This window comes from Amycolatopsis sp. cmx-4-61, from assembly GCF_046548775.1.
Taxonomy (GTDB): domain Bacteria; phylum Actinomycetota; class Actinomycetes; order Mycobacteriales; family Pseudonocardiaceae; genus Amycolatopsis.
The window spans coordinates 251,314-268,413 of sequence record NZ_JAEBEI010000003.1 but is presented as its reverse complement, the minus strand read 5'-3'; the positions used below and the strand labels follow the sequence as shown (position 1 = coordinate 268,413).

General features: G+C 72.9%; 21 protein-coding genes. 17 read left to right on the top strand and 4 right to left on the bottom strand.

Going from position 1 to position 17,100, the window contains the following annotated elements; all coding sequences use genetic code 11:
* Positions 1–5 precede the first annotated feature (5 nt).
* Positions 6–662, bottom strand: a complete 657-nt coding sequence (locus tag ACLJOU_RS13615) for an SDR family NAD(P)-dependent oxidoreductase (protein WP_410567172.1) — start codon at positions 660–662, stop codon at positions 6–8.
* Positions 659–1,525 (bottom strand): LLM class flavin-dependent oxidoreductase, encoded by an 867-nt coding sequence (locus ACLJOU_RS13610; RefSeq protein ID WP_410567170.1) that lies wholly within the window; start codon positions 1,523–1,525, stop codon positions 659–661. The genes ACLJOU_RS13615 and ACLJOU_RS13610 overlap by 4 nt, the downstream gene beginning before the upstream one ends.
* Before the next feature lie 224 nt (positions 1,526–1,749).
* On the opposite strand from ACLJOU_RS13610, the gene ACLJOU_RS13605 reads away from it, so the two are divergent.
* Together ACLJOU_RS13605 and ACLJOU_RS13600 are read left to right on the top strand one after the other, a co-directional pair.
* The gene (locus ACLJOU_RS13605; protein ID WP_410567168.1) at positions 1,750–2,733 is read left to right on the top strand and encodes a tyrosine-protein phosphatase; all 984 of its coding nucleotides are present in this window, start codon (positions 1,750–1,752) and stop codon (positions 2,731–2,733) included.
* Positions 2,730–4,295 (top strand): FAD-dependent oxidoreductase, encoded by a 1,566-nt coding sequence (locus tag ACLJOU_RS13600; RefSeq protein WP_410567166.1) that lies wholly within the window; start codon positions 2,730–2,732, stop codon positions 4,293–4,295. Before ACLJOU_RS13605 ends, ACLJOU_RS13600 begins: the two co-directional genes overlap by 4 nt.
* A 306-nt stretch (positions 4,296–4,601) precedes the next feature.
* Here the strand turns inward: ACLJOU_RS13600 and ACLJOU_RS13595 are convergent, their stop codons facing one another.
* Together ACLJOU_RS13595 and ACLJOU_RS13590 are read right to left on the bottom strand one after the other, a co-directional pair.
* On the bottom strand, positions 4,602–6,194 hold the full coding sequence (locus ACLJOU_RS13595; protein WP_410567164.1) for an FAD-dependent monooxygenase: 1,593 nt from the start codon (positions 6,192–6,194) through the stop codon (positions 4,602–4,604).
* Positions 6,191–7,207 (bottom strand): methyltransferase, encoded by a 1,017-nt coding sequence (locus ACLJOU_RS13590; RefSeq protein ID WP_410567162.1) that lies wholly within the window; start codon positions 7,205–7,207, stop codon positions 6,191–6,193. Before ACLJOU_RS13590 ends, ACLJOU_RS13595 begins: the two co-directional genes overlap by 4 nt.
* A 174-nt stretch (positions 7,208–7,381) precedes the next feature.
* On the opposite strand from ACLJOU_RS13590, the gene ACLJOU_RS13585 reads away from it, so the two are divergent.
* The 15 genes from ACLJOU_RS13585 (at position 7,382) to ACLJOU_RS13515 (ending at position 17,099) form a co-directional block, all read left to right on the top strand.
* Positions 7,382–8,860 carry a peptide MFS transporter gene (locus ACLJOU_RS13585; protein WP_410567160.1) on the top strand — a complete coding sequence of 493 codons (1,479 nt, stop codon included), beginning with the start codon at positions 7,382–7,384 and terminating at the stop codon, positions 8,858–8,860.
* 125 nt (positions 8,861–8,985) lie between these two features.
* On the top strand, positions 8,986–9,540 hold the full coding sequence (locus ACLJOU_RS13580; protein ID WP_410567158.1) for a PadR family transcriptional regulator: 555 nt from the start codon (positions 8,986–8,988) through the stop codon (positions 9,538–9,540).
* Between the two features lie 171 nt (positions 9,541–9,711).
* Positions 9,712–10,008, top strand: coding sequence for a TcmI family type II polyketide cyclase (locus ACLJOU_RS13575; protein WP_410567156.1), 297 nt, complete (start codon positions 9,712–9,714; stop codon positions 10,006–10,008).
* Entirely contained in the window at positions 10,008–10,427 is a 420-nt protein-coding gene (locus tag ACLJOU_RS13570) for a cupin domain-containing protein (RefSeq protein WP_410567154.1), read from the top strand. The genes ACLJOU_RS13575 and ACLJOU_RS13570 overlap by 1 nt, the downstream gene beginning before the upstream one ends.
* A complete protein-coding gene (locus ACLJOU_RS13565; RefSeq protein ID WP_410567152.1) occupies positions 10,424–11,683 on the top strand; it encodes a beta-ketoacyl-[acyl-carrier-protein] synthase family protein in 1,260 nt (419 codons plus the stop codon). The genes ACLJOU_RS13570 and ACLJOU_RS13565 overlap by 4 nt, the downstream gene beginning before the upstream one ends.
* An 8-nt stretch (positions 11,684–11,691) precedes the next feature.
* Positions 11,692–12,906, top strand: coding sequence for a ketosynthase chain-length factor (locus ACLJOU_RS13560; protein ID WP_410567150.1), 1,215 nt, complete (start codon positions 11,692–11,694; stop codon positions 12,904–12,906).
* Positions 12,907–12,930: 24 nt separating this feature from the next.
* The gene (locus tag ACLJOU_RS13555) at positions 12,931–13,176 is read left to right on the top strand and encodes an acyl carrier protein (protein WP_410567148.1); all 246 of its coding nucleotides are present in this window, start codon (positions 12,931–12,933) and stop codon (positions 13,174–13,176) included.
* Between the two features lies 1 nt (position 13,177).
* Positions 13,178–13,645, top strand: coding sequence for an SRPBCC family protein (locus tag ACLJOU_RS13550; protein ID WP_410567146.1), 468 nt, complete (start codon positions 13,178–13,180; stop codon positions 13,643–13,645).
* A gap of 4 nt (positions 13,646–13,649) precedes the next feature.
* The gene (locus ACLJOU_RS13545) at positions 13,650–14,099 is read left to right on the top strand and encodes an anthrone oxygenase family protein (RefSeq protein ID WP_410567144.1); all 450 of its coding nucleotides are present in this window, start codon (positions 13,650–13,652) and stop codon (positions 14,097–14,099) included.
* A 17-nt stretch (positions 14,100–14,116) separates the two neighbouring features.
* Complete coding sequence (locus ACLJOU_RS13540; RefSeq protein ID WP_410567142.1) at positions 14,117–14,851, top strand: SDR family NAD(P)-dependent oxidoreductase; 735 nt, start codon at positions 14,117–14,119, stop codon at positions 14,849–14,851.
* 11 nt (positions 14,852–14,862) lie between these two features.
* The gene (locus ACLJOU_RS13535; RefSeq protein ID WP_410567140.1) at positions 14,863–15,195 is read left to right on the top strand and encodes an antibiotic biosynthesis monooxygenase family protein; all 333 of its coding nucleotides are present in this window, start codon (positions 14,863–14,865) and stop codon (positions 15,193–15,195) included.
* Positions 15,192–15,497: an antibiotic biosynthesis monooxygenase family protein gene (locus ACLJOU_RS13530; RefSeq protein WP_410567138.1), complete on the top strand. Its 306-nt coding sequence runs from the start codon at positions 15,192–15,194 to the stop codon at positions 15,495–15,497. The genes ACLJOU_RS13535 and ACLJOU_RS13530 overlap by 4 nt, the downstream gene beginning before the upstream one ends.
* 9 nt (positions 15,498–15,506) lie before the next feature.
* The gene (locus ACLJOU_RS13525) at positions 15,507–15,968 is read left to right on the top strand and encodes a DUF1772 domain-containing protein (protein ID WP_410567136.1); all 462 of its coding nucleotides are present in this window, start codon (positions 15,507–15,509) and stop codon (positions 15,966–15,968) included.
* A gap of 10 nt (positions 15,969–15,978) precedes the next feature.
* Positions 15,979–16,698, top strand: coding sequence for an SDR family NAD(P)-dependent oxidoreductase (locus ACLJOU_RS13520; RefSeq protein ID WP_410567134.1), 720 nt, complete (start codon positions 15,979–15,981; stop codon positions 16,696–16,698).
* A 17-nt stretch (positions 16,699–16,715) separates the two neighbouring features.
* Positions 16,716–17,099 carry a SchA/CurD-like domain-containing protein gene (locus tag ACLJOU_RS13515; RefSeq protein ID WP_410567132.1) on the top strand — a complete coding sequence of 128 codons (384 nt, stop codon included), beginning with the start codon at positions 16,716–16,718 and terminating at the stop codon, positions 17,097–17,099.
* The last annotated feature ends 1 nt before the right edge of the window (position 17,100 follow it).

Below are 17,100 nucleotides of genomic sequence, written 5' to 3'. Positions count from 1 at the left end.
GATCCTCACCAATCGATCGGTTCGCGGGAACGGAAGAAGGTGCCGGTCGGCCCGTCGTCGGGCAGCGTGGCGGCCCAGGCGATGTCCGCGGCCGCGGCCGCGGGGTCGCCGTCGGCCTCGGGCATCATGCGGGTGCGCACCCGGCCGGGGTTGACCGCGTTGACCAGCACCCCGCGGCCGCGCGCGGAGTTCGCGAGCAGCACGGTCACGGCGTTCAGCGCGGTCTTGGACAACGCGTAGGCCGGTGCGCCGGTGAACAGGCCGTGGCTGAACGCCCCGGTGCCGCTCGACACCATGACGATCCGGCCCCAGCCGCGGTCGAACATGCCCGGCAGCACGGCCTGGGACACGCGCAGCGCGCCGAGCGCGTTGACCGCCACGGTTTCGGCGACGAGCTCGGGCGGGACGGACTCGGGCGGCGCACCGGCGTCGAGGAGCACCCCGGCGTTGTTCACCAGGATGTCGACCGGGCCGGCCTGCTCGAGCGCGGCGGCCACCGAGCCGGCGTCGGTGACGTCGAGCCGCACGGCCCGGCCGGTGCCCGCGGCCTCGGCGTCGGCGAGGCGCCGCGCCGACGCGACGACCTCGAAGCCGGCGTCGGCGAGGTGACGGCAGACGGCGAGCCCGATGCCGCGGCCCGCCCCGGTGACCAGCGCCCTCAAGACGGCACCGCACCGAGCAGGCCCGCCCCGGACAGGGCCTCGGTGAGCAGGTCGAGCTGGCGGAGCTCGGCCGAACACGCGAAGAGCACGAGCTCCTGGCAGCCGGCGTCGGCGTATTCGGCGGCGGTGCGGGCGAGCGCCTCCGGCGTGAGCAGCGTTTCGCCGATGACCCGCTCGGCGTAGCGGCCCATTCCGCGGTAGCACCCGCCGAGGTAGGCCCGGGCCAGCGTGCTCCCGTCCGGTCCGAGCGCGAAGTAGGCCAGCGCGACCAGCCGGGGTTCGTCGGTGCGGCCGGCCTCGGCCCAGGCCTTGCGCAGCCGGGTGAGCCGGTCGGCGTACGGCTCGGCCGAGCCGCTGCCGGAGATCCACCCGTCCGCGCTCGCGGCGGCCCGCCGCATCGCCGCCTCGGAGTGCCCGCCGAGCAGCACCGGCGGAGGCGTCGCGGGGGCGGGGCCGATTTCGCCGTCGCGCCAGGTCCGGCGCAGGGTGCTGATGAGCTCGTCCAGGTTCCGGCCGCGCCGGGTGAACGACGTGCCGGTGACGTCGAAGTCGTCGCGCCGCCCGCCCGCGGCGAGCCCGAGCTCCAGCCGCCCGCCGGACAGCTCCTGCAGGGTCGCCGCCTGCTTGGCCAGCACGACCGGGTTGCGGGTCGCGCCGAGCAGCACCGTCGTGGACAGGCGGATCCGGTGCGTCGCTCCGGCCGCGACCGCCAGCGTGGTGAGCGGCTCGTGGTTCGGGTAGACGATCCGGTCGAGCACCCCGAGCGTCGAGAAGCCCCTCGCCTCGGCCGTCACGGCCCAGCCGAGCAGGTCCGCGCCGCGGGTGCCCGGAACCATCGCGGGCAGGCCGACCCCGATCCGCATGCCGGTCTCCAGTCTTCCGGTGGCAGCTTCGCCCCGCATGGTCGGTGCGTGGACTCGAACCTCGTTGGGACCCGGCTGGGACTCCCGGCCGGGTCGTCGAGCCGGGTCCCAACGCGCTTCGACCGGTGGTGACGAGCCTGGGGCCGCGCGCGTGTCCCGCTCGTGTATCCATCCAGAGGAAGAAGACCGTTATGTTGCGCTTGTCCCTGCGGCGAGGTGGGGTGGTGACGGCCGTCTTCACCGCCACCGCCGTCCTGACCGGCGGTGCTTCCGCGCTCGCCTGTGCTCCGCGGACGCTGCCGATCGCCGGTGCCACGGCGGTGCGGGCCGCCGACGGCAGCTACCAGCTGAGCTGGTCACCCGCGAACGACGTCCGCTCGGCGTCGGTGTACGCCGCCACCCACCCGATCGAAAAGGCCCAGGACGGCGTGCTGGTCGCGAAGGACGCCACGGGGGCGGTGACCGTGACCGGCCTGGCGCCGATGTCCCGTTGGTACTTCGTCATCGTGCCCGGCGGGGCGAGACTCGGCGAGGGAGTGGCCGCGAAGCTGGTCGACCTCGACGGCGTCAAGAACGCCCGCGATCTAGGCGGCTACCCGGCCGCGGACGGGCTGCGCATCCGGTGGGGCACGATCTTCCGCACCGCGCGGCTGACGCCCGCCACCGCGACCGGCCGTGACGAGCTCGCCGGCCTGGGGATCAGGGAGGACGTGGACTTCCGCTCGACCGCGGAAGCGACTGCGGAGGGCCCGGACCCGATCCCGGCCGGCGTCACGCACGTCGCGGAGCCGGTCGGCGACCCGGACCAGGCGGTGCCGCCGGACCCGAAGACCCCGCCGTCCACCGGCGACCTGATCATGGACAACTACCGGCTGCTGGTGTCGAACCCGAACCTGGGTCACCAGTTCGTCGACGCGCTGACCCACATCGCCGACGCCCGCCAGCGGCCGGTCCTCTACCACTGCACCGGCGGCAACCACCGCACCGGCTGGATGACGGTGCTCCTGCTGAAGGTGCTCGGGGTGCCCGACGACGTGATCCGCCAGGACTACCTGCTGTCCTCCGGCACCACGGGCGCCTACCTCGACGCGGCCTACGACCAGGTCAACCTCGACTACGGGTCGTTCCCGAACTACCTCGCCGCGCTCGGGGTCACCGACCAGCTGACCCGGCAGCTGCGGCACGCGTTGCTCGAGGCCCCGCGGTGAAGCCGACCACTGTGGACGTCCTGGTGGCCGGCGGCGGGCTGACCGGGCTCGCCGCCGCCACCTTCCTCTCCTGGCTCGGCGTGCGCACCGCCGTGGTGGAGCGGCATTCCGGGACGCTGATCCACCCGCGGGCCCGCAGCATCAACCCCCGGACGGCGGAGCTGCTCCGCCAGGTCGGTCTCGCGTCCGCGGTCACCGACAGCGGCGGCTACGTGAGCGAACTGCCCTCGGTGTACCTCCTGCGCGCGGTGACCCTGGCCGGCGAGGAGCTCAGCCGCACCGAACAGCGACCGCCCGCCGACGCGGGTGGCGGTGCCGAGGTCAGCCCGTCCGGCTGGGGGATGATCGACCAGGACCGGCTGGAGCGCGTGCTGCGGGAGCGGGCCGAGGAGCTCGGCGCGGACGTGCGGTTCGGGCACCGGCTCACCGGCCTCGAGCAAGACGAAGCCGGCGTCACCGCCACCGTGTCCACTGTGGATGGCGAACGCGCGATCCGGGCCGCCTACGTGATCGGCGCCGACGGCAACGGCAGCACCGTGCGGTCGCTGCTCGGCATCGGCCGGCACGGTCCCGGCCGGATCGGCCACGTCGCGAGCATGGTCTTCGACGCCGACCTGTCCGGGCCGATGCGCGGTCGCCACGACCCGGCGAACGGCCGGTTCGTCGCGTCGTGCCACCTCACCACGCCCGCCGAGGGCACGGTGCTGTTCCCGCACGGCGGCGACCGGCGCTGGGTGTTCAACACCCCGTACTTCCCCGAGCGCGGCGAGCGCATCGAGGACTTCGGTGACGAGCGCTGCGTGGCCGCGATCCGGGCCGCGACCGGCGTGCCGGACCTGCCGGTCTCGCTCGTCCCGCAGCTGGAGAACGGCGTGCGGGTGCTCGGCTACGAAGTCGGCGCGCTCGTCGCGGACACCTACCGCGCCGGGCGGGTGTTCCTCGTCGGCGACGCCGCGCACGTCATGCCGCCGACCGGCGCGTTCGGCGCCGGCACCGGCATCCAGGACGCGCACAACCTGGCCTGGAAGCTCGCGCACGTGCTGAGCGGCCGGGCGGGGGAGGCGCTGCTGGACACCTACGACGCCGAGCGCCGTCCGGTCGCGGAGTTCACGCTGGGGCAGGCGCTGCTGCTGATGAACGCGCGGGGCGGGGCCAAGGTGGCCGCGCCCGCCGGGCACGCACTGGTGCCCTACGACGCCGCGGTGTTCGGGTACCGCTACCCGGGCCCGTTCGCCGACGGCGACGGACCGGTGGCGCTGGAGCCCGCGGAGCTGACCGGACAGCCGGGCACGCGGGCGCCGCACGTGCCGCTCGGCGGCGGGTCCACCCTCGACCGCTACGGCCGCGAGTACGTCCTGCTCACCGGCACGGCGGTGGACACCGGACTCCGCTCGTTCGTGCTCGAAGGCACCCAGCAGGCCCGCCACGGCATCACCGGAACCGGCGCGCTGCTGGTCCGTCCGGACGGGTTCGTGGCCTGGCGCAGGGAATCCGGCTTCACGCCGGAGGATCTGGGCGACGTGCTGGCGGCACTGCACTGCCGGGAGCCGGTGACGGTCTGATACATCGCTGAACACACTGAAGCGCCTTCGCCGGAATCTTGCGGCGAAGGCGCTTCAGTTGTTCGGGGTTGGCCGGGGAGGTTCGGGCCCGATCGGCTGAGTCCCGTCCCTCGCCCCAAGCGCCCCAAGGCGGCCTTGGGTGCGTCAGACGTACCCAAGGCGGCCTTCGGTGCGTCTGACGCACCGAAGGCCACATTGGGGCGCTCGGGTGCCGGCCCAGCGCGAGGCTCATCGGGGGGCTTCCGGGCGGCACGGTGGCCGCTGCGGGAGCTGCCGCGACGGCGCCGGTACCCCCCCGCGGAACGGTCAGACCAGGGATTCCAGCAGCGCGTGCAGGGTGGCCTTCGGGTCCTGCCCGGCCTCCGTCGTGCGCCACGCGACGAACCCGTCCGGGCGCACCAGCACCGCACCGTCCGGCGCGACCCCGTAGGCCTTCGCCCAGTCCGCGCCCTCGTCCTCCACCAGCTCACGGCCGATCCGGAACGAGCGCAACGGCACCGAGGTCTCCGTGGCGACCACCGTGGCCGCGTCGTGCCACTTCTCGCCGTCGGGGCCGGCGAGCAGCACGTACGAGCCGAAGAACAGCTCGACCGTCGAAACGCGCTTGCCGTCGCGGCGGAGCCACACGTGCGGGGCCCGGGTGCCGGGCTGGCCGGTCAGCTCCAGGCGCGGCGTGAGCACCGGGGCGTCGTCGTCCTCGACCGCGATCGCCGACGACGCGTACCGGTAGCCGAGGGTGACGATGATGTCGTCGACCATCCGGGCCCGGTCCGCTTCCGAGGCGTGGCCGTGCCGGATCCGGTTGCGCAGCAACGCCTGGTCGGCCATGGCCGTCCCCAGTGGACGGCGTTCGGCGTCGTAGCTGTCGAGCAGCCGTTCCCCGCCCCAGCCGCGCAGGACGGCCGCGAGCTTCCACGCCAGGTTGTGCGCGTCGTGGATGCCGGTGTTGGCGCCGAACCCGCCCGCGGGCGGGTGGACGTGCGCGGCGTCCCCGGCGAGCAGCACCCGCCCGGACCGGAACGTGGTGGCCACCCGCTGGGCGCCCTCCCACGGCACGGTGCCGACGATCTCGACTTCGAGGTCGGGCACCCCGGCGGCGTCCCGCACGACCTGCACGCACCGCTCCTCGGTGAAGTCGGCCGCCGACTCCTCGGCCGGGTCGTACAGCGCGGCGCCGGCCCACGGGTCGCACCCGTGCAGCCGGGACAACGTCATCACCGTCGGGCCCTTGGTGGCGTAGGCCAGGATGAACTTGCGGTCGTGCATGACGCTTTCCAGGCGCGGGGCCCGGAAGTAGATGCTCAGGGCGTGGAAGACCGTGCCCCGGCCCTCCTGGGGGATCCCGAGCGTGCGCCGGACGAAGCTGCTCGCGCCGTCGGCGGCGACGAGGTAGTCGGCCTCGATCGTCCGCCGCGTGCCGTCGGCGACGGACTCCAGCTCGGCGGTCACCCCGTCCTCCCCGGCGGTGAAGGAGACGAGCTTGGTGCCGAACTCCAGCGTCGCGCCGCCCGCACGGGCGGCCTCGGCCAGCACGCGCTCGTAGCGGTCCTGGCCGCAGCCCATCACCCGCTGCGGGCTGATCTCCGCGCCGTCCAGGGACGGCGACTCGACGATCTCGGCGGTGCCGATCTCGGCCAGGGTCGGGGTGCGGAGGATGCCGCCCTCGAAGTACGGGTGGGAGTCCCCCATCTCGAGCGCGCGGATCTCCTTTTCGATGCCCGCCGCGGCGAAGATCTCCAGCGTCCGGGCCTGGATGCCCGGTGCGCGCGGCAGCCACGACGTGGAGTCGCGGCGCTCCACCAGTGTCGGCGCGATGCCGTGCCGGGTCAGGAACAGCGCGGTGGACAGGCCGACCGGGCCGCCGCCGACGACGAGGACGGGCACCCGTGCGGAGCTCATGCGGGCTTCCGGGCGATGACGAGGGTGTCGTGGTCGCCGAGGCGCACGGTGTCCACATCGGACAGCCCGGCCGCGGCGAGGTACTCCTGGCACTCGGCGAGGGTGTACTCGGACCCGCCGGGCGAGAGCAGCTGCATGTTGAGGCTGATCAGCGTGTTCCACGGGTCGGCGGGGGCCGGTTCCAGCAGCATGTCGTAGATCAGCAGCGCACCGCCCGGGTTGACCGCCCGCGCCATCCGCCGCACCAGTTCGGTCCGCTCGGCCGGGCCCCAGTCGTGCAGGACGTGCCCGGTGACGACGACGTCGGCCGCGGGCAGTTCGGTGGTGAACGCGTCGCCGCCGGCGAACCGCGCCCGGTCGGTCAGCCCGAAGCCGGCGATGTGCTCGTCGAACATGGGCTCGATCGGGGGCAGGTCGAACACCGTCCCGGTCAGGTGCGGGTGGGCCTTGAGCACCTGCGCGAGCAGGTTGCCGCGCGCGCCGCCGACGTCGAGCACCGTGCGGTGGGCGCTCCAGTCGAACTTCGTCGCCAGTTCCGGCGCCAGCGGCCCGGAAACGGCGTCCATCATCCGCAGGAAGTTCCGCAGGTGGTCGGGGTTGCCCATCATCTTCTCGAAGGCGGCGGCCTGGTCTTCGCGGCCGGCCAGCTGCGGTTCGCCGGTGCGCAGCAGCCCCGAGAGGTTCTCCCACGCCGGGTACATCATCCGGTTCGCGCGCTCCAGGAACGCGCCGCCGTAGGTCGGCTTGGTCTTGTCGAGGTAGGTGTCGGCGGCCGGGCTCGCCGCGTACTTGCCGTCCTCGTGGTGCACGAGCCCGGTGCAGGTCAACGCGGTCAGGAAGTCCCGGGCCGCGCGGGGGTGCAGCCCGAGCGCGGCGCACAGCTCCTCCTGGGTCGCGGGCCCGGCCCCCAGCCTGGTGAAGAGGCCGAGCTCGACGGCGGCCAGCACGACCTTCGCTTCGGCGAACGCGATACCCAGCCGGTTGATGTCGTTCAAAGTGGACGGACCGCTCACATCGGTCTCCTTTCGGGGCGTCGGGCCGAACAACACCACCGGGCGCTCGAAAAAGACTCGGGTCCGCGTGCGGTCCGGTTCGGCCGGACGGCCTCGCGCGCGTGGCCGGCCGCGCGCGCGAGGCCGCGAGTCCTTCTCCAGTCGTGCTCGAAGCGGCCGCCGCATGCTCGCCGCATGGTCCTAGGTCGCCCGCGCTGGTTCGTCACGTTGTTCCTCACGGATATGTGGGAACGCTTCAGCTTCTTCGGCATGATCGCGATCCTCGCGCTCTACGCCGCGGCCCCACCCGCCCGCGGCGGGCTCGGCTTGCCGATGGGAACCGCAGCCGCGCTCTTCGGCGCGTACGTCGGTCTCGTCTTCATGGCCGCCATGCCCGGCGGCTGGCTCGGCGACCGGGTGCTCGGCGAGCGCCGGGCCGTGGTGATCGGGGGCTCGGGCATCGCGCTCGGGCACTTCACCATGCTCGTCCCGGCCGCCGCCGCGACGTGGGTCGGGCTCGGGCTGATCGCCGCGGGCACCGGGCTGCTCAAGCCGAACATGCTCGCGCTGCTCGGCCGGTTCCACGGACCCGGCCAGAGCGCGCAGCGCGAGTCGACCCTCTCGCTGTTCTACGTCAGCATCCAGCTGTCCGCACTGGTCGCGCCGCTGGTGACCGGGTTCCTGGGGGAGACCGTCGACTGGCACCTCGGGTTCGCCGCCGCCGGCGTCGGCATGGCCTTCGGGGTCGCGCAGTTCGTGCTGGGCAGCCGGTCCTTCGGCGACCTGGGGCGGGAACCGGGGCACCCGGCCTCGGCGGCCGAGCGCCGCAAGGCCGCGCTGATCGCGGGGATCTCCGCCGGCGTCGTCGCCGCGCTGGCGGTCGCCGACGTGCTGGCGGGCACGTTCACCCTGATGCACGTCGTGATCGCCATGGGCCTGCTTTCGCTGGTCGCGCCGGTGGCCTACTTCCTGGTCCTGCGCCGCAGTCCCGCGCTGAGCGTGCCGCAGCGGAGCCGGGTGACCGCGTTCGGCTGGGTGCTCGCGGCGACCGCGTTGTTCTGGATGTTCGTCATCCAGGGCAACTCCCTGCTCAGCCTGTTCGCCGAGCACGCGACCGACCGGCGGCTCGGCGGGTTCACGATCCCGGCCGGCTGGTTCGCCTCCGCGACTCCGTTGTTCATGCTCGTGCTCGCGCCGGTGCTCGCGGTGCTGTGGACCCGCGCGGGCGAGCGCATCTCGCTGCCCGTGAAGATCGCTCTCGGGCTGGCCGCCGCCGCGGGGTCGATGCTGCTGATGAGCGCCGCGTCGGGGCTCGCCGCGGGCGGCCTGGTGTCACCCTGGTGGCTGATCGCGGTCTACCTGCTGCTCGCCCTCGGCGAGGTGGTGCTCGCGCCGGTCGGCCTCAGCGCTTCGGTGGACGTCGCGCCGTCGACCTTCGCCGGGCGCACGATGGGGCTGTACTGGATGTGCTCGGCCTTCGGCGCCGGCATCGGCAGCCAGCTCGTGCACCTGTCCGCGGTGCTCCCGCGCCCCGTCTACTACCTCGTGCTGGCGGGCGCCGGCCTCGGCTCCGGGCTCGCGCTCGTGCTCGCCCGGCGGTCGCTGACCGCCCGGCTCGCCGTACCCGCCACCGGAGCACCCGCCGCGCCCGCGGTGGCCGTCGCGGCCCGCTGAATCCCCGCCCGAGGAGCGCCGATTCCCCGCGGAATCGGCGCTCCTCCCGTTGTCCGCCTTCCCGTGCTCCGAAAGATCCGGCCGGGGAAATAGTGCGGAACGAAATACTTCGGAAAGGAAGTGCCGTGAACCGATCCCGGGATTTCGCCGCATTGACCGTGCTGTGCTTTCTCAACGAGGGCGACCGGCACCCGTACGAGATGCTGCGGCTGATCCGCCAGCGGCACAAGGACAACATCGTCCCCGGGCTGCCGCGCAGCATCTACCGGGCCATCGAGCGGCTGCAGGCCGACGGGCTGATCGAGCCGGTCGAGACCACCCGGGAGGGGCGCCGCCCGGAGCGGACGGTGTACCGCATCACCCCCGACGGCGGTGAGGAGATGGCGACGCAGCTGTCCCGCCTGGTCACCACGCCGGAGGAGATCCCGGCCTTCGGCGCGGCGTTGTCGCTGCTCGGGAACCTGGACGCCGACCTGCAGGTGTCGGCGCTGCGGCAGCGCCGCATCCGGCTCGAAGGCCTGCTCGCCGAGTACGCCGCCCAGCTGGCGGCCGCGGGCCCGCACCTGGAGTTCAAGCGCGTCATGGAGCTGGACTACCTGTGCGCCGTGGGGCACGCCGAGCTGGACTGGCTGCGCCGCGTGCTCGCCACGATGAAGGACGAACCGGTCCGGGCGGGCTGAGCGGCGAATTCCGCGCGCCGCCCGCGCGAAAACGCGGCCCCGGCAAAAGTGCGACCGGAGTTCGAACCGTTCTCGAATGCGGCCGACGAGCATCGTCCCTGCCCGCGAAAAACATCGGGACTCGCTTCAGGAAGGGCGGCACGGGTGGAACGCACTCTCATCGTGGCACGCATGGATCCGGATTCGGCGGAATCGGTGGCCGGGATATTCGGCGAGTCCGACGCCGGGGAGCTCCCGGCGACGGTGGGTGTGACGGCGCGGTCGCTGTTCTCCTACCGGGGCCTGTACTTCCACCTCATCGAGGCCGAACGGCCGCTGGCCGAAGGGCTCGCCGAGGCGCGCAAGAGTCCCTTGTGGACCGACATCAACACCAAGCTCGACGCGTTCATCACCCCGTACGACCCGCAGACCTGGCGCGGTCCGGCCGACGCGATGGCGCACCGCTTCTACAGCTGGCGGGCCGCCTGATGGGGCAGCTGAAGGTGGCTTCCTACGCCGACGCCGAGCCCAACCGCCGCCGCGGCGGCGAGCTGCGGGTCGTCCTCGGGCCCAAGACCGCCGGGGCCACCACCGGCTTCCTCGGGGTGCTGACCCTGCGTCCGGGCGAGTTCGTCTCGGAGCACTACCACCCCTACTCCGAGGAGTTCCTCTACGTCACGCGCGGCGAGCTGACCGCCCGCGTCGACGGCACGGCCCACGTCCTGCGTCAGGGTGAAGGCCTGGTCGTGCCGAAGAACGCCCGCCACCGGGTGGAGAACCACACGGGCGAGCCCGCCGAGGCGGTGTTCCACCTGTGCCCGCTGGCCCCGCGCCCGGAGCTCGGCCACGTCGACACCGAGGAGCTGCCGGCGCCGGCCGAGGCCCAGCCGGCCGTGGGGGCACCGTGACGAGGACCGCGGTCATCACCGGCATCGGCGTCGTCGCCCCGGGCGGGATCGGCACCAAGGCCTTCTGGGCGTTGCTCACCGAAGGGCGCACCGCGACCCGGCCGATCTCGGCCTTCGACGCGTCCGGGTTCCGCTCGCGCATCGCGGCCGAGTGCGACTTCGAGGGCGAGCTCAACGGCCTGACCGCCGAGGAGGCCGGGCGCCTCGACCGCGCGGCGCAGTTCGCGCTCGTCTGCGCGGACGAAGCCGTGGTCGACAGCGGCCTGGACCCGGGTGCGCTCGACCCGTACCGGCTCGGCGTCACGATCGGCAGCGCCGTCGGCGCCACCATCGGGCTGGAGAACGAGTACCTCACCGTCTCCGCGGGGGGCCGCGACTGGGTGGTCGACCCCACCAAGGCCGCCCCGCAGCTGTACGAGTACCTCGTCCCGAGCAGTTTCGCGGCCGAAGTCGCCTGGCGCTGCGGCGCACAGGGCCCGGTCGCCACGATCTCCACCGGCTGCACCTCCGGGCTCGACGCGATCGGCCACGCCGCCGGGCTCATCGAGTCCGGCGAGGCCGACGTCATGCTCGCCGGCGCCACGGACGCGCCGATCTCGCCGATCACCGTCGCCTGCTTCGACGCGATCAAGGCCACGTCCCCCGACAACGACGACGCCGCGCGTGCGTCCCGTCCGTTCGACCGCACGCGCAACGGTTTCGTGCTCGGCGAAGGCGCCGCCGTCTTCGTCGTCGAGGAAGCCGAGAGCGCCCGGCGGCGCGGCGCGCACGTCTACTGCGCGGTCTCCGGCTTCGCCACCAGGGCGAACGCCTACCACATGACGGGGCTGAAGCCCGACGGCCGCGAGCTGGCCGAGGCCATCGACGTCGCGCTTCGCCGCGCCGGCCTGCCCGGCGAGCGCGTCGGCTACGTCAACGCCCACGGTTCGGGCACCAAGCAGAACGACCGGCACGAGACCGCCGCGGTCAAGCGCAGCCTCGGCGCGCACGCCTACCGCGTGCCGGTCAGCTCGATCAAGTCGATGATCGGGCACTCGCTCGGCGCGATCGGCTCGCTGGAGGTCGCGGCCTGCGCGCTGGCGCTGGAGCACCAGGTCGTGCCGCCGACGGCGAACCTGCACGAGCCCGACCCGGAGTGCGATCTCGACTACGTGCCGAACGTCGCCCGGGAGACCGGGCTGGACACCGTGCTCACCGTCGGCAGCGGCTTCGGCGGGTTCCAGACGGCCGTCGTCCTGACCCGGGAGCCGGTGTGACAACGGTGATGACAGCGGAAACGGAGATCGCGGCGGCGGCCCCGGTGATCACCGGGATCGGGGTGGTCGCGCCCAACGGCGTCGGCGTCGAGGACTTCTGGGCGAACGTGCTGGCCGGGCGGAGCGGGCTGGCGCCGGTGACCCGGTTCGACGCCACGGGCTACCCGGTCTCGCACGTCGGCGCGGTGCCCGACGAGGCGGACTCCCTGCCGAACCGGATCACCGTGCAGACCGACCGCTGGACCCGGCTCGCCATGACCGCGACCGAGGAGGCACTGCGGAACGCGGGCATCGGCGCCGCGGGCGAGCGGGACTTCGACGACTACGACCTCGCCGTGATCACCGCCAGTTCCTCCGGCGGCAACGAGTTCGGCCAGCGGGAGATCGAGCGGCTGTGGAGCGCCGGCCCGGAATACGTGTCGGTGTACCAGTCGATCGCGTGGTTCTACGCGGCGACCACCGGCCAGCTGTCCATCCGGCACGGGATGCGCGGCCCCAACGGGGTCGTCGTCGCCGAGCAGGCGGGCGGCCTGGACGCGGTCGCCCAGAGCCGTCGGATGCTGCGCACCGGCACCAAGGCCGTGGTCACCGGCGGCACCGAGGCGGCGCTGTCGCCGTACGCGCTGGTGTGCCAGAGCGCCGGCGGGCAGCTCACCCGCGACGAGTACCGGCCGTTCGACGTGCGCGCCTCCGGCCACGTGCCGGGCGAAGGCGGCGCGATCCTGGTGCTGGAGGACGAGAGCGCCGCCCGCGCTCGCGGAGTGTCCGAAGTGTACGGACGGGTCGCGGGGTACGCGGCGACGTTCGATCCCCGGCCGGGCTCCGGCCGCCCCGGCGGGCTGCTGCGGGCGATCACCGGCGCGCTGGCGGACGCGGGCCTGCGGCCGTCCGATGTGGACGTCGTGTTCGCCGACGGCGCGGGGACGCGGGAGCGCGACGCCGAGGAAGCCGCGGCACTGGCCGGGGTGTTCGGCGGCCGCGGGGTGCCGGTCACGGTGCCGAAGACGATGACCGGGCGGCTGGCCGCGGGCGGCGCGCCCCTGGACGTCGCCTGCGCGCTGCTGGCCATGCGGGACGGCGTCCTGCCGCCGACCGTCGGCGTCACCGACCCCGCCTACGAGCTCGACCTGGTTTCCGAGCCCCGGCCCGCCCGGGTGCGGACCGCGCTGGTGCTGGCCCGGGGCTTCGGCGGGTTCAACTCGGCGCTCGTGCTCACCCGCTGATCCCTGACCACGAAGGAGGAGAACGTGCTCACGCTCGAAGATCTGAAACAGGTCCTGCGCACGTGCGGGACCGACGAGTCCGTCGACCTGGACGGCGACATCCTGGACGTCGAGATGGCCGACCTCGGCTACGACTCGCTGGCGGTGCTCGAGATCGCGGCCCGGCTGCAGCAGCGGTCCGGGCGCGGTATCCCGGAGGAGGTCACCGCCGAGTCGATGACGCTGCGGCAGCTGCTGGGCTACATCAACAACCCCGTCGGGATCGCCTGACATGGCCGCGCACACGGACAACAGCGTGTTCATCGAGGCGCCGATGGAGCTGGTCTGGCAGCGGACCAACGACGTCGAGTCGTGGACCGAGCTGTTCGACGAGTACGGCGAGGCCACGGTGCTCGACCGCCGGGACGACCGGATCACCTTCCGGCTCGCCCTGCACCCGGACGAGAACGGCAAGGTGTGGGCGTGGGTGTCCGAACGGCGCCTCGACGAGGCGGCCCGCACCACGCTGTCGCACCGCGTCGAGACCGGCCCGTTCAAGTACATGACGCTGTTCTGGGAGTACACCGAGGTCGCCGGCGGGGTGCGGCTGCGCTGGGTGCAGGACTTCGAGATGAAGCCCGGCGCCCCGCTCGACGACCACGCGATGGCCGCCCGGATCAACGGGAACAGCGTCCGCCAGCAGGCGAGGATCAAGCAGCTCCTCGAGCAGGCGGCGCGCGCAGCCGAAGTGCCGGCCTGAGCTCATGGGCTACCAGATCGCCGCGCTGCTGGCGCTGGTCTGCGGCGGGATCGCCGCGGGCGACATGTTCTGCACCACCGTCGGGCTCGCGCCGATGATGCAGGTGCTGTCCTACCGGCGTTACGTCGAGATGGTGCAGTACCTGCAGCCGCGGTACGACCCGGCGATGCCGATCATCAACGCGGTCGCGCTGCTGGCCAACGTGGTCGCCGCGATCACCGCGCCGTCGGGCGCCTGGTTCGTGGTCGCCGCCGTGCTCGTCGCGTCGGTGATCGCGGTGTCGGTCGCCAAGGCCGTGCCGATCAACCGGTTCGTGCTGAAGCTCGACCCGGCGGACGAACCCCCCGACTGGCCCAGCCGGGACCCGCGGGCGCGCTGGAAGGCGTGGAACACCGCCCGCACGGTCCTGATGGCGGCCGCGCTGCTCGTCGACGGCATCGCCGTCCTGTACTGACACTTCGAAGGAGAGAGATGAGCATCAGGCTCGACGGCAAACGGGTGCTGGTCACCGGCGGAACCGGGGGGATCGGCCGCGGCCTGTCCCACGCGTTCGCCGGGGCGGGCGCCGGCCTCGTCACCTGCGGTCGGTCGGACGCCGAAGCCGCCGCCAGGATGTCCCGCGAACTCAAGGAGATCGGCGGGGAACACCACGTCGTGCTCGCCGACGTCACCCGGCCCGAGCAGGTCGACACGCTCCTGGAGGAGTGCCGGACGCGGCTGGGCGGGCTGGACGTCCTGGTCAGCAACGCCGGGGCGATCAGCCACATCCCGTTCGGCGAGCTGCCGCTCGAGGAGTGGAAGCGCGTCCTCGACACCAACCTGACCGCGGCCTACCTGCTGATCTCGAAGGCGCTGCCGCTGCTGTCCGACGGCGCGTCCATCGTGCTGATCGGCTCCCGGGTGGCGACCGTCGGGATCCCGCTGCGGGCGCACTACACGGCGTCGAAGTCGGCGCTGATCGGGCTCGCGCGGTCGCTGGCCAAGGAGCTGGGCGGGCGCCGGATCCGGGTCAACGTGGTGGCACCCGGCGTGATCGAGACGCCGGAACGCCCGCTGCCGGACGAAGTCAAGCAGCGTTACCACCAGCTCACGGCGATCGGCAGGCTGGGCAGCCCGGCGGAGATCGCCAACGCGGTGCTGTTCCTGGCCAGCGACCTGTCGTCCTACATCACCGGCGAAACCGTCCACGTCGACGGCGGAATCTGAAAGGGAACACGATGGCCGACAACGAGGTCTTCCGCGTCATGCTGCGGATGGAGGTCCTGCCCGGCAAGGGCGAGGAGTTCGAGAAGGTCTGGTACGAGAGCGCCGGCACGATCACCGGCCAGCGCGCCAACCTCGGCCAGTGGCTCTCCCGCGGCGACGAGGAGGAGGGCGTCTACTACATCGTCAGCGACTGGGTCAACGAGGAGCTCTTCCGCGAGTACGAGCGCAGCGAGGAGCACGTGGTGCACCGCGGCAAGCTGCACCCGTACCGCAGCAAGGGCTCCATGCAGACGATGCGGGTGGTGCACAACCTGACCGGGGCCGGCGCCGGGGCCCGGGCGTGAGCCGGGTCCGGGTGCTGATCTACGCCTCGGCGCCGGAGGGTGACGCCGGCGGCGTCACCGAGGCCTACCACCGCATCAGCGCCGAACTGTCCGGCACGCCGGGCCTGCTCGGCAACGAGCTGATGCAGTCGCTGGGCGAGGCCCGCTCGTTCGTCGTGATGAGCGAGTGGGCCGACCTGGACGCCTTCCGGGAGTGGGAGACCGGACCGGACCACCGCGGCACGACCTCGCCGCTGCGGCCCTACCAGGACGCCTCGCGGGGCAGCGCGTTCGGTCTCTACCAGGTCGTGGCCAGCTACTAGGAGCCCGTTGTGGATGCCATTGTGGAGGCCATTGTGGTTGCCGTGCTCGAGGTGCTCGTGCTCGCGGGCAGCGGGATCGCGGCCGGCGTGCTGTTCTGCGTGGCGCTCAGCGTGGTGCCCGCGTTCCGGGGGATGGAGCCCGAGCAGTACGTGGCCGCCCACCGGCTGATCGGGAAGAACTACGACCCGGTGATGCCGCTGACCGTGCTGGGGACCGCGGTGGCCGACGCCGTGCTGGCGATCACCGGCGCGCCGGTCCTCTTCGGACTCGCGGTGGTGCTGCTGCTCGGCGTGTCCGCGGTGTCGCACCTGGCCAACGTGCCGATCAACCGGTCGGTCAAGACGCTCGAAACCGTCCCGTCCACTTGGGACGATCCGCGCCCGCGGTGGCGCAACTGGAACCTGCTGCGGACCGGTCTCGCGATCGCCGCGCTGCTGGTCAACGCGATCGCCGTGGTCGCGACCGGATAGGAGGCAAATCGTGGAACTGGGGTTGAAGGGCAAGCGGGCGCTCGTCACGGGCGGCACCCGCGGGATCGGCCGGGCCGTGACGCTCGGGCTGGCGTCGGCCGGCGCGACCGTGGTCGCCGTGCACCGGGAGGACACCGCCGCCGCGGAGTCGCTGCGGCGGGAGCTCGCCGAGCTCGGCGGCAGCGTCGTGCGCGCCGACGTGACCTCCGCGGCGGAGGTGGCGCGCGTCGCGGAAACCTGCCGGGAGCAGCTGGGCGGGCTGGACGTGCTGGTGAACAACGCGGGCGTGCACGGGCACACCCCGCTGGCCGAACTGGACCTCGCCGAGTGGACCCGGCTGATCGACACCGACCTGACGTCGATGTTCCTGGTCACCCAGGCGTGCGTGCCCCTGCTGGCCGAGGGCGCGAGCGTGGTCAACGTGGGTGCCTCGGTGGCGTTCCGCGGGATGGCGGGCACGGCCCACTACACCGCGGCGAAGGCGGGCGTGGTCGGCCTGACCCGGTCGCTGTGCAAGGAGTTCGGCGGGATCAGGGTCAACACGATCGCGCCGGGCGTGATCGACACCGGCGACGAGCTGCCGCCGCCGGTCGCCGAGCGGGTCAAGCGGATGACCGCGCTGGGCCGGCTCGGCACCCCGGAAGAGGTCGCCGGCGCGGTGCTGTTCCTCGCCAGTGACCTGTCGGCCTACGTCACCGGCGCGCTGCTGGCCGTCGACGGCGGAATGTGAACCAGGAGGCTTTTGCCATGCCCTACGCGGCCATCACCTACGACATCAAGCCCGGCTTCGAAGACGAGATCGCCGAGATCTTCGCGAACTTCAAGCGGGCCGATTCGCCGATCATGCGCGACGAGAGCGGCACCGAGGTCGGCCGGCTCCTCGGCACCGCGGTGTTCATCCGCGACGCGCAGCTGGTCCGGTTCATCCACTACGAAGGCGACTTCTCCCAGATCGGCAGGCACATGGCCCGCCAGGAGGGGGTGCACCAGGTCGAGGAGCAGCTCAAGCCGTACCTCGCTTCGGAGCGCAACACCGAGACGCCCGAAGGCTTCCGGCAGCACTTCGCCAAGAGCGTGATGCGGTGCATCTCGCAGATCTCGGTGCCGCCGGCCGCGTTCGCCGCGGGCTGAG

What these genes read in the sequence shown, in the direction of transcription:
- ACLJOU_RS13610 (WP_410567170.1), bottom strand. Translation starts at nt 1,525, where the DNA reads ATGCGGATCGGGGTCGGCCTGCCCGCGATGGTTCCGGGCACCCGCGGC.
- ACLJOU_RS13595 (WP_410567164.1), bottom strand. Translation starts at nt 6,194, where the DNA reads ATGAGCTCCGCACGGGTGCCCGTCCTCGTCGTCGGCGGCGGCCCGGTC.
- ACLJOU_RS13585 (WP_410567160.1), top strand. Translation starts at nt 7,382, where the DNA reads ATGGTCCTAGGTCGCCCGCGCTGGTTCGTCACGTTGTTCCTCACGGAT.
- ACLJOU_RS13575 (WP_410567156.1), top strand. Translation starts at nt 9,712, where the DNA reads ATGGATCCGGATTCGGCGGAATCGGTGGCCGGGATATTCGGCGAGTCC.
- ACLJOU_RS13570 (WP_410567154.1), top strand. Translation starts at nt 10,008, where the DNA reads ATGGGGCAGCTGAAGGTGGCTTCCTACGCCGACGCCGAGCCCAACCGC.
- ACLJOU_RS13560 (WP_410567150.1), top strand. Translation starts at nt 11,692, where the DNA reads ATGACAGCGGAAACGGAGATCGCGGCGGCGGCCCCGGTGATCACCGGG.
- ACLJOU_RS13550 (WP_410567146.1), top strand. Translation starts at nt 13,178, where the DNA reads ATGGCCGCGCACACGGACAACAGCGTGTTCATCGAGGCGCCGATGGAG.
- ACLJOU_RS13545 (WP_410567144.1), top strand. Translation starts at nt 13,650, where the DNA reads ATGGGCTACCAGATCGCCGCGCTGCTGGCGCTGGTCTGCGGCGGGATC.
- ACLJOU_RS13540 (WP_410567142.1), top strand. Translation starts at nt 14,117, where the DNA reads ATGAGCATCAGGCTCGACGGCAAACGGGTGCTGGTCACCGGCGGAACC.
- ACLJOU_RS13535 (WP_410567140.1), top strand. Translation starts at nt 14,863, where the DNA reads ATGGCCGACAACGAGGTCTTCCGCGTCATGCTGCGGATGGAGGTCCTG.
- ACLJOU_RS13515 (WP_410567132.1), top strand. Translation starts at nt 16,716, where the DNA reads ATGCCCTACGCGGCCATCACCTACGACATCAAGCCCGGCTTCGAAGAC.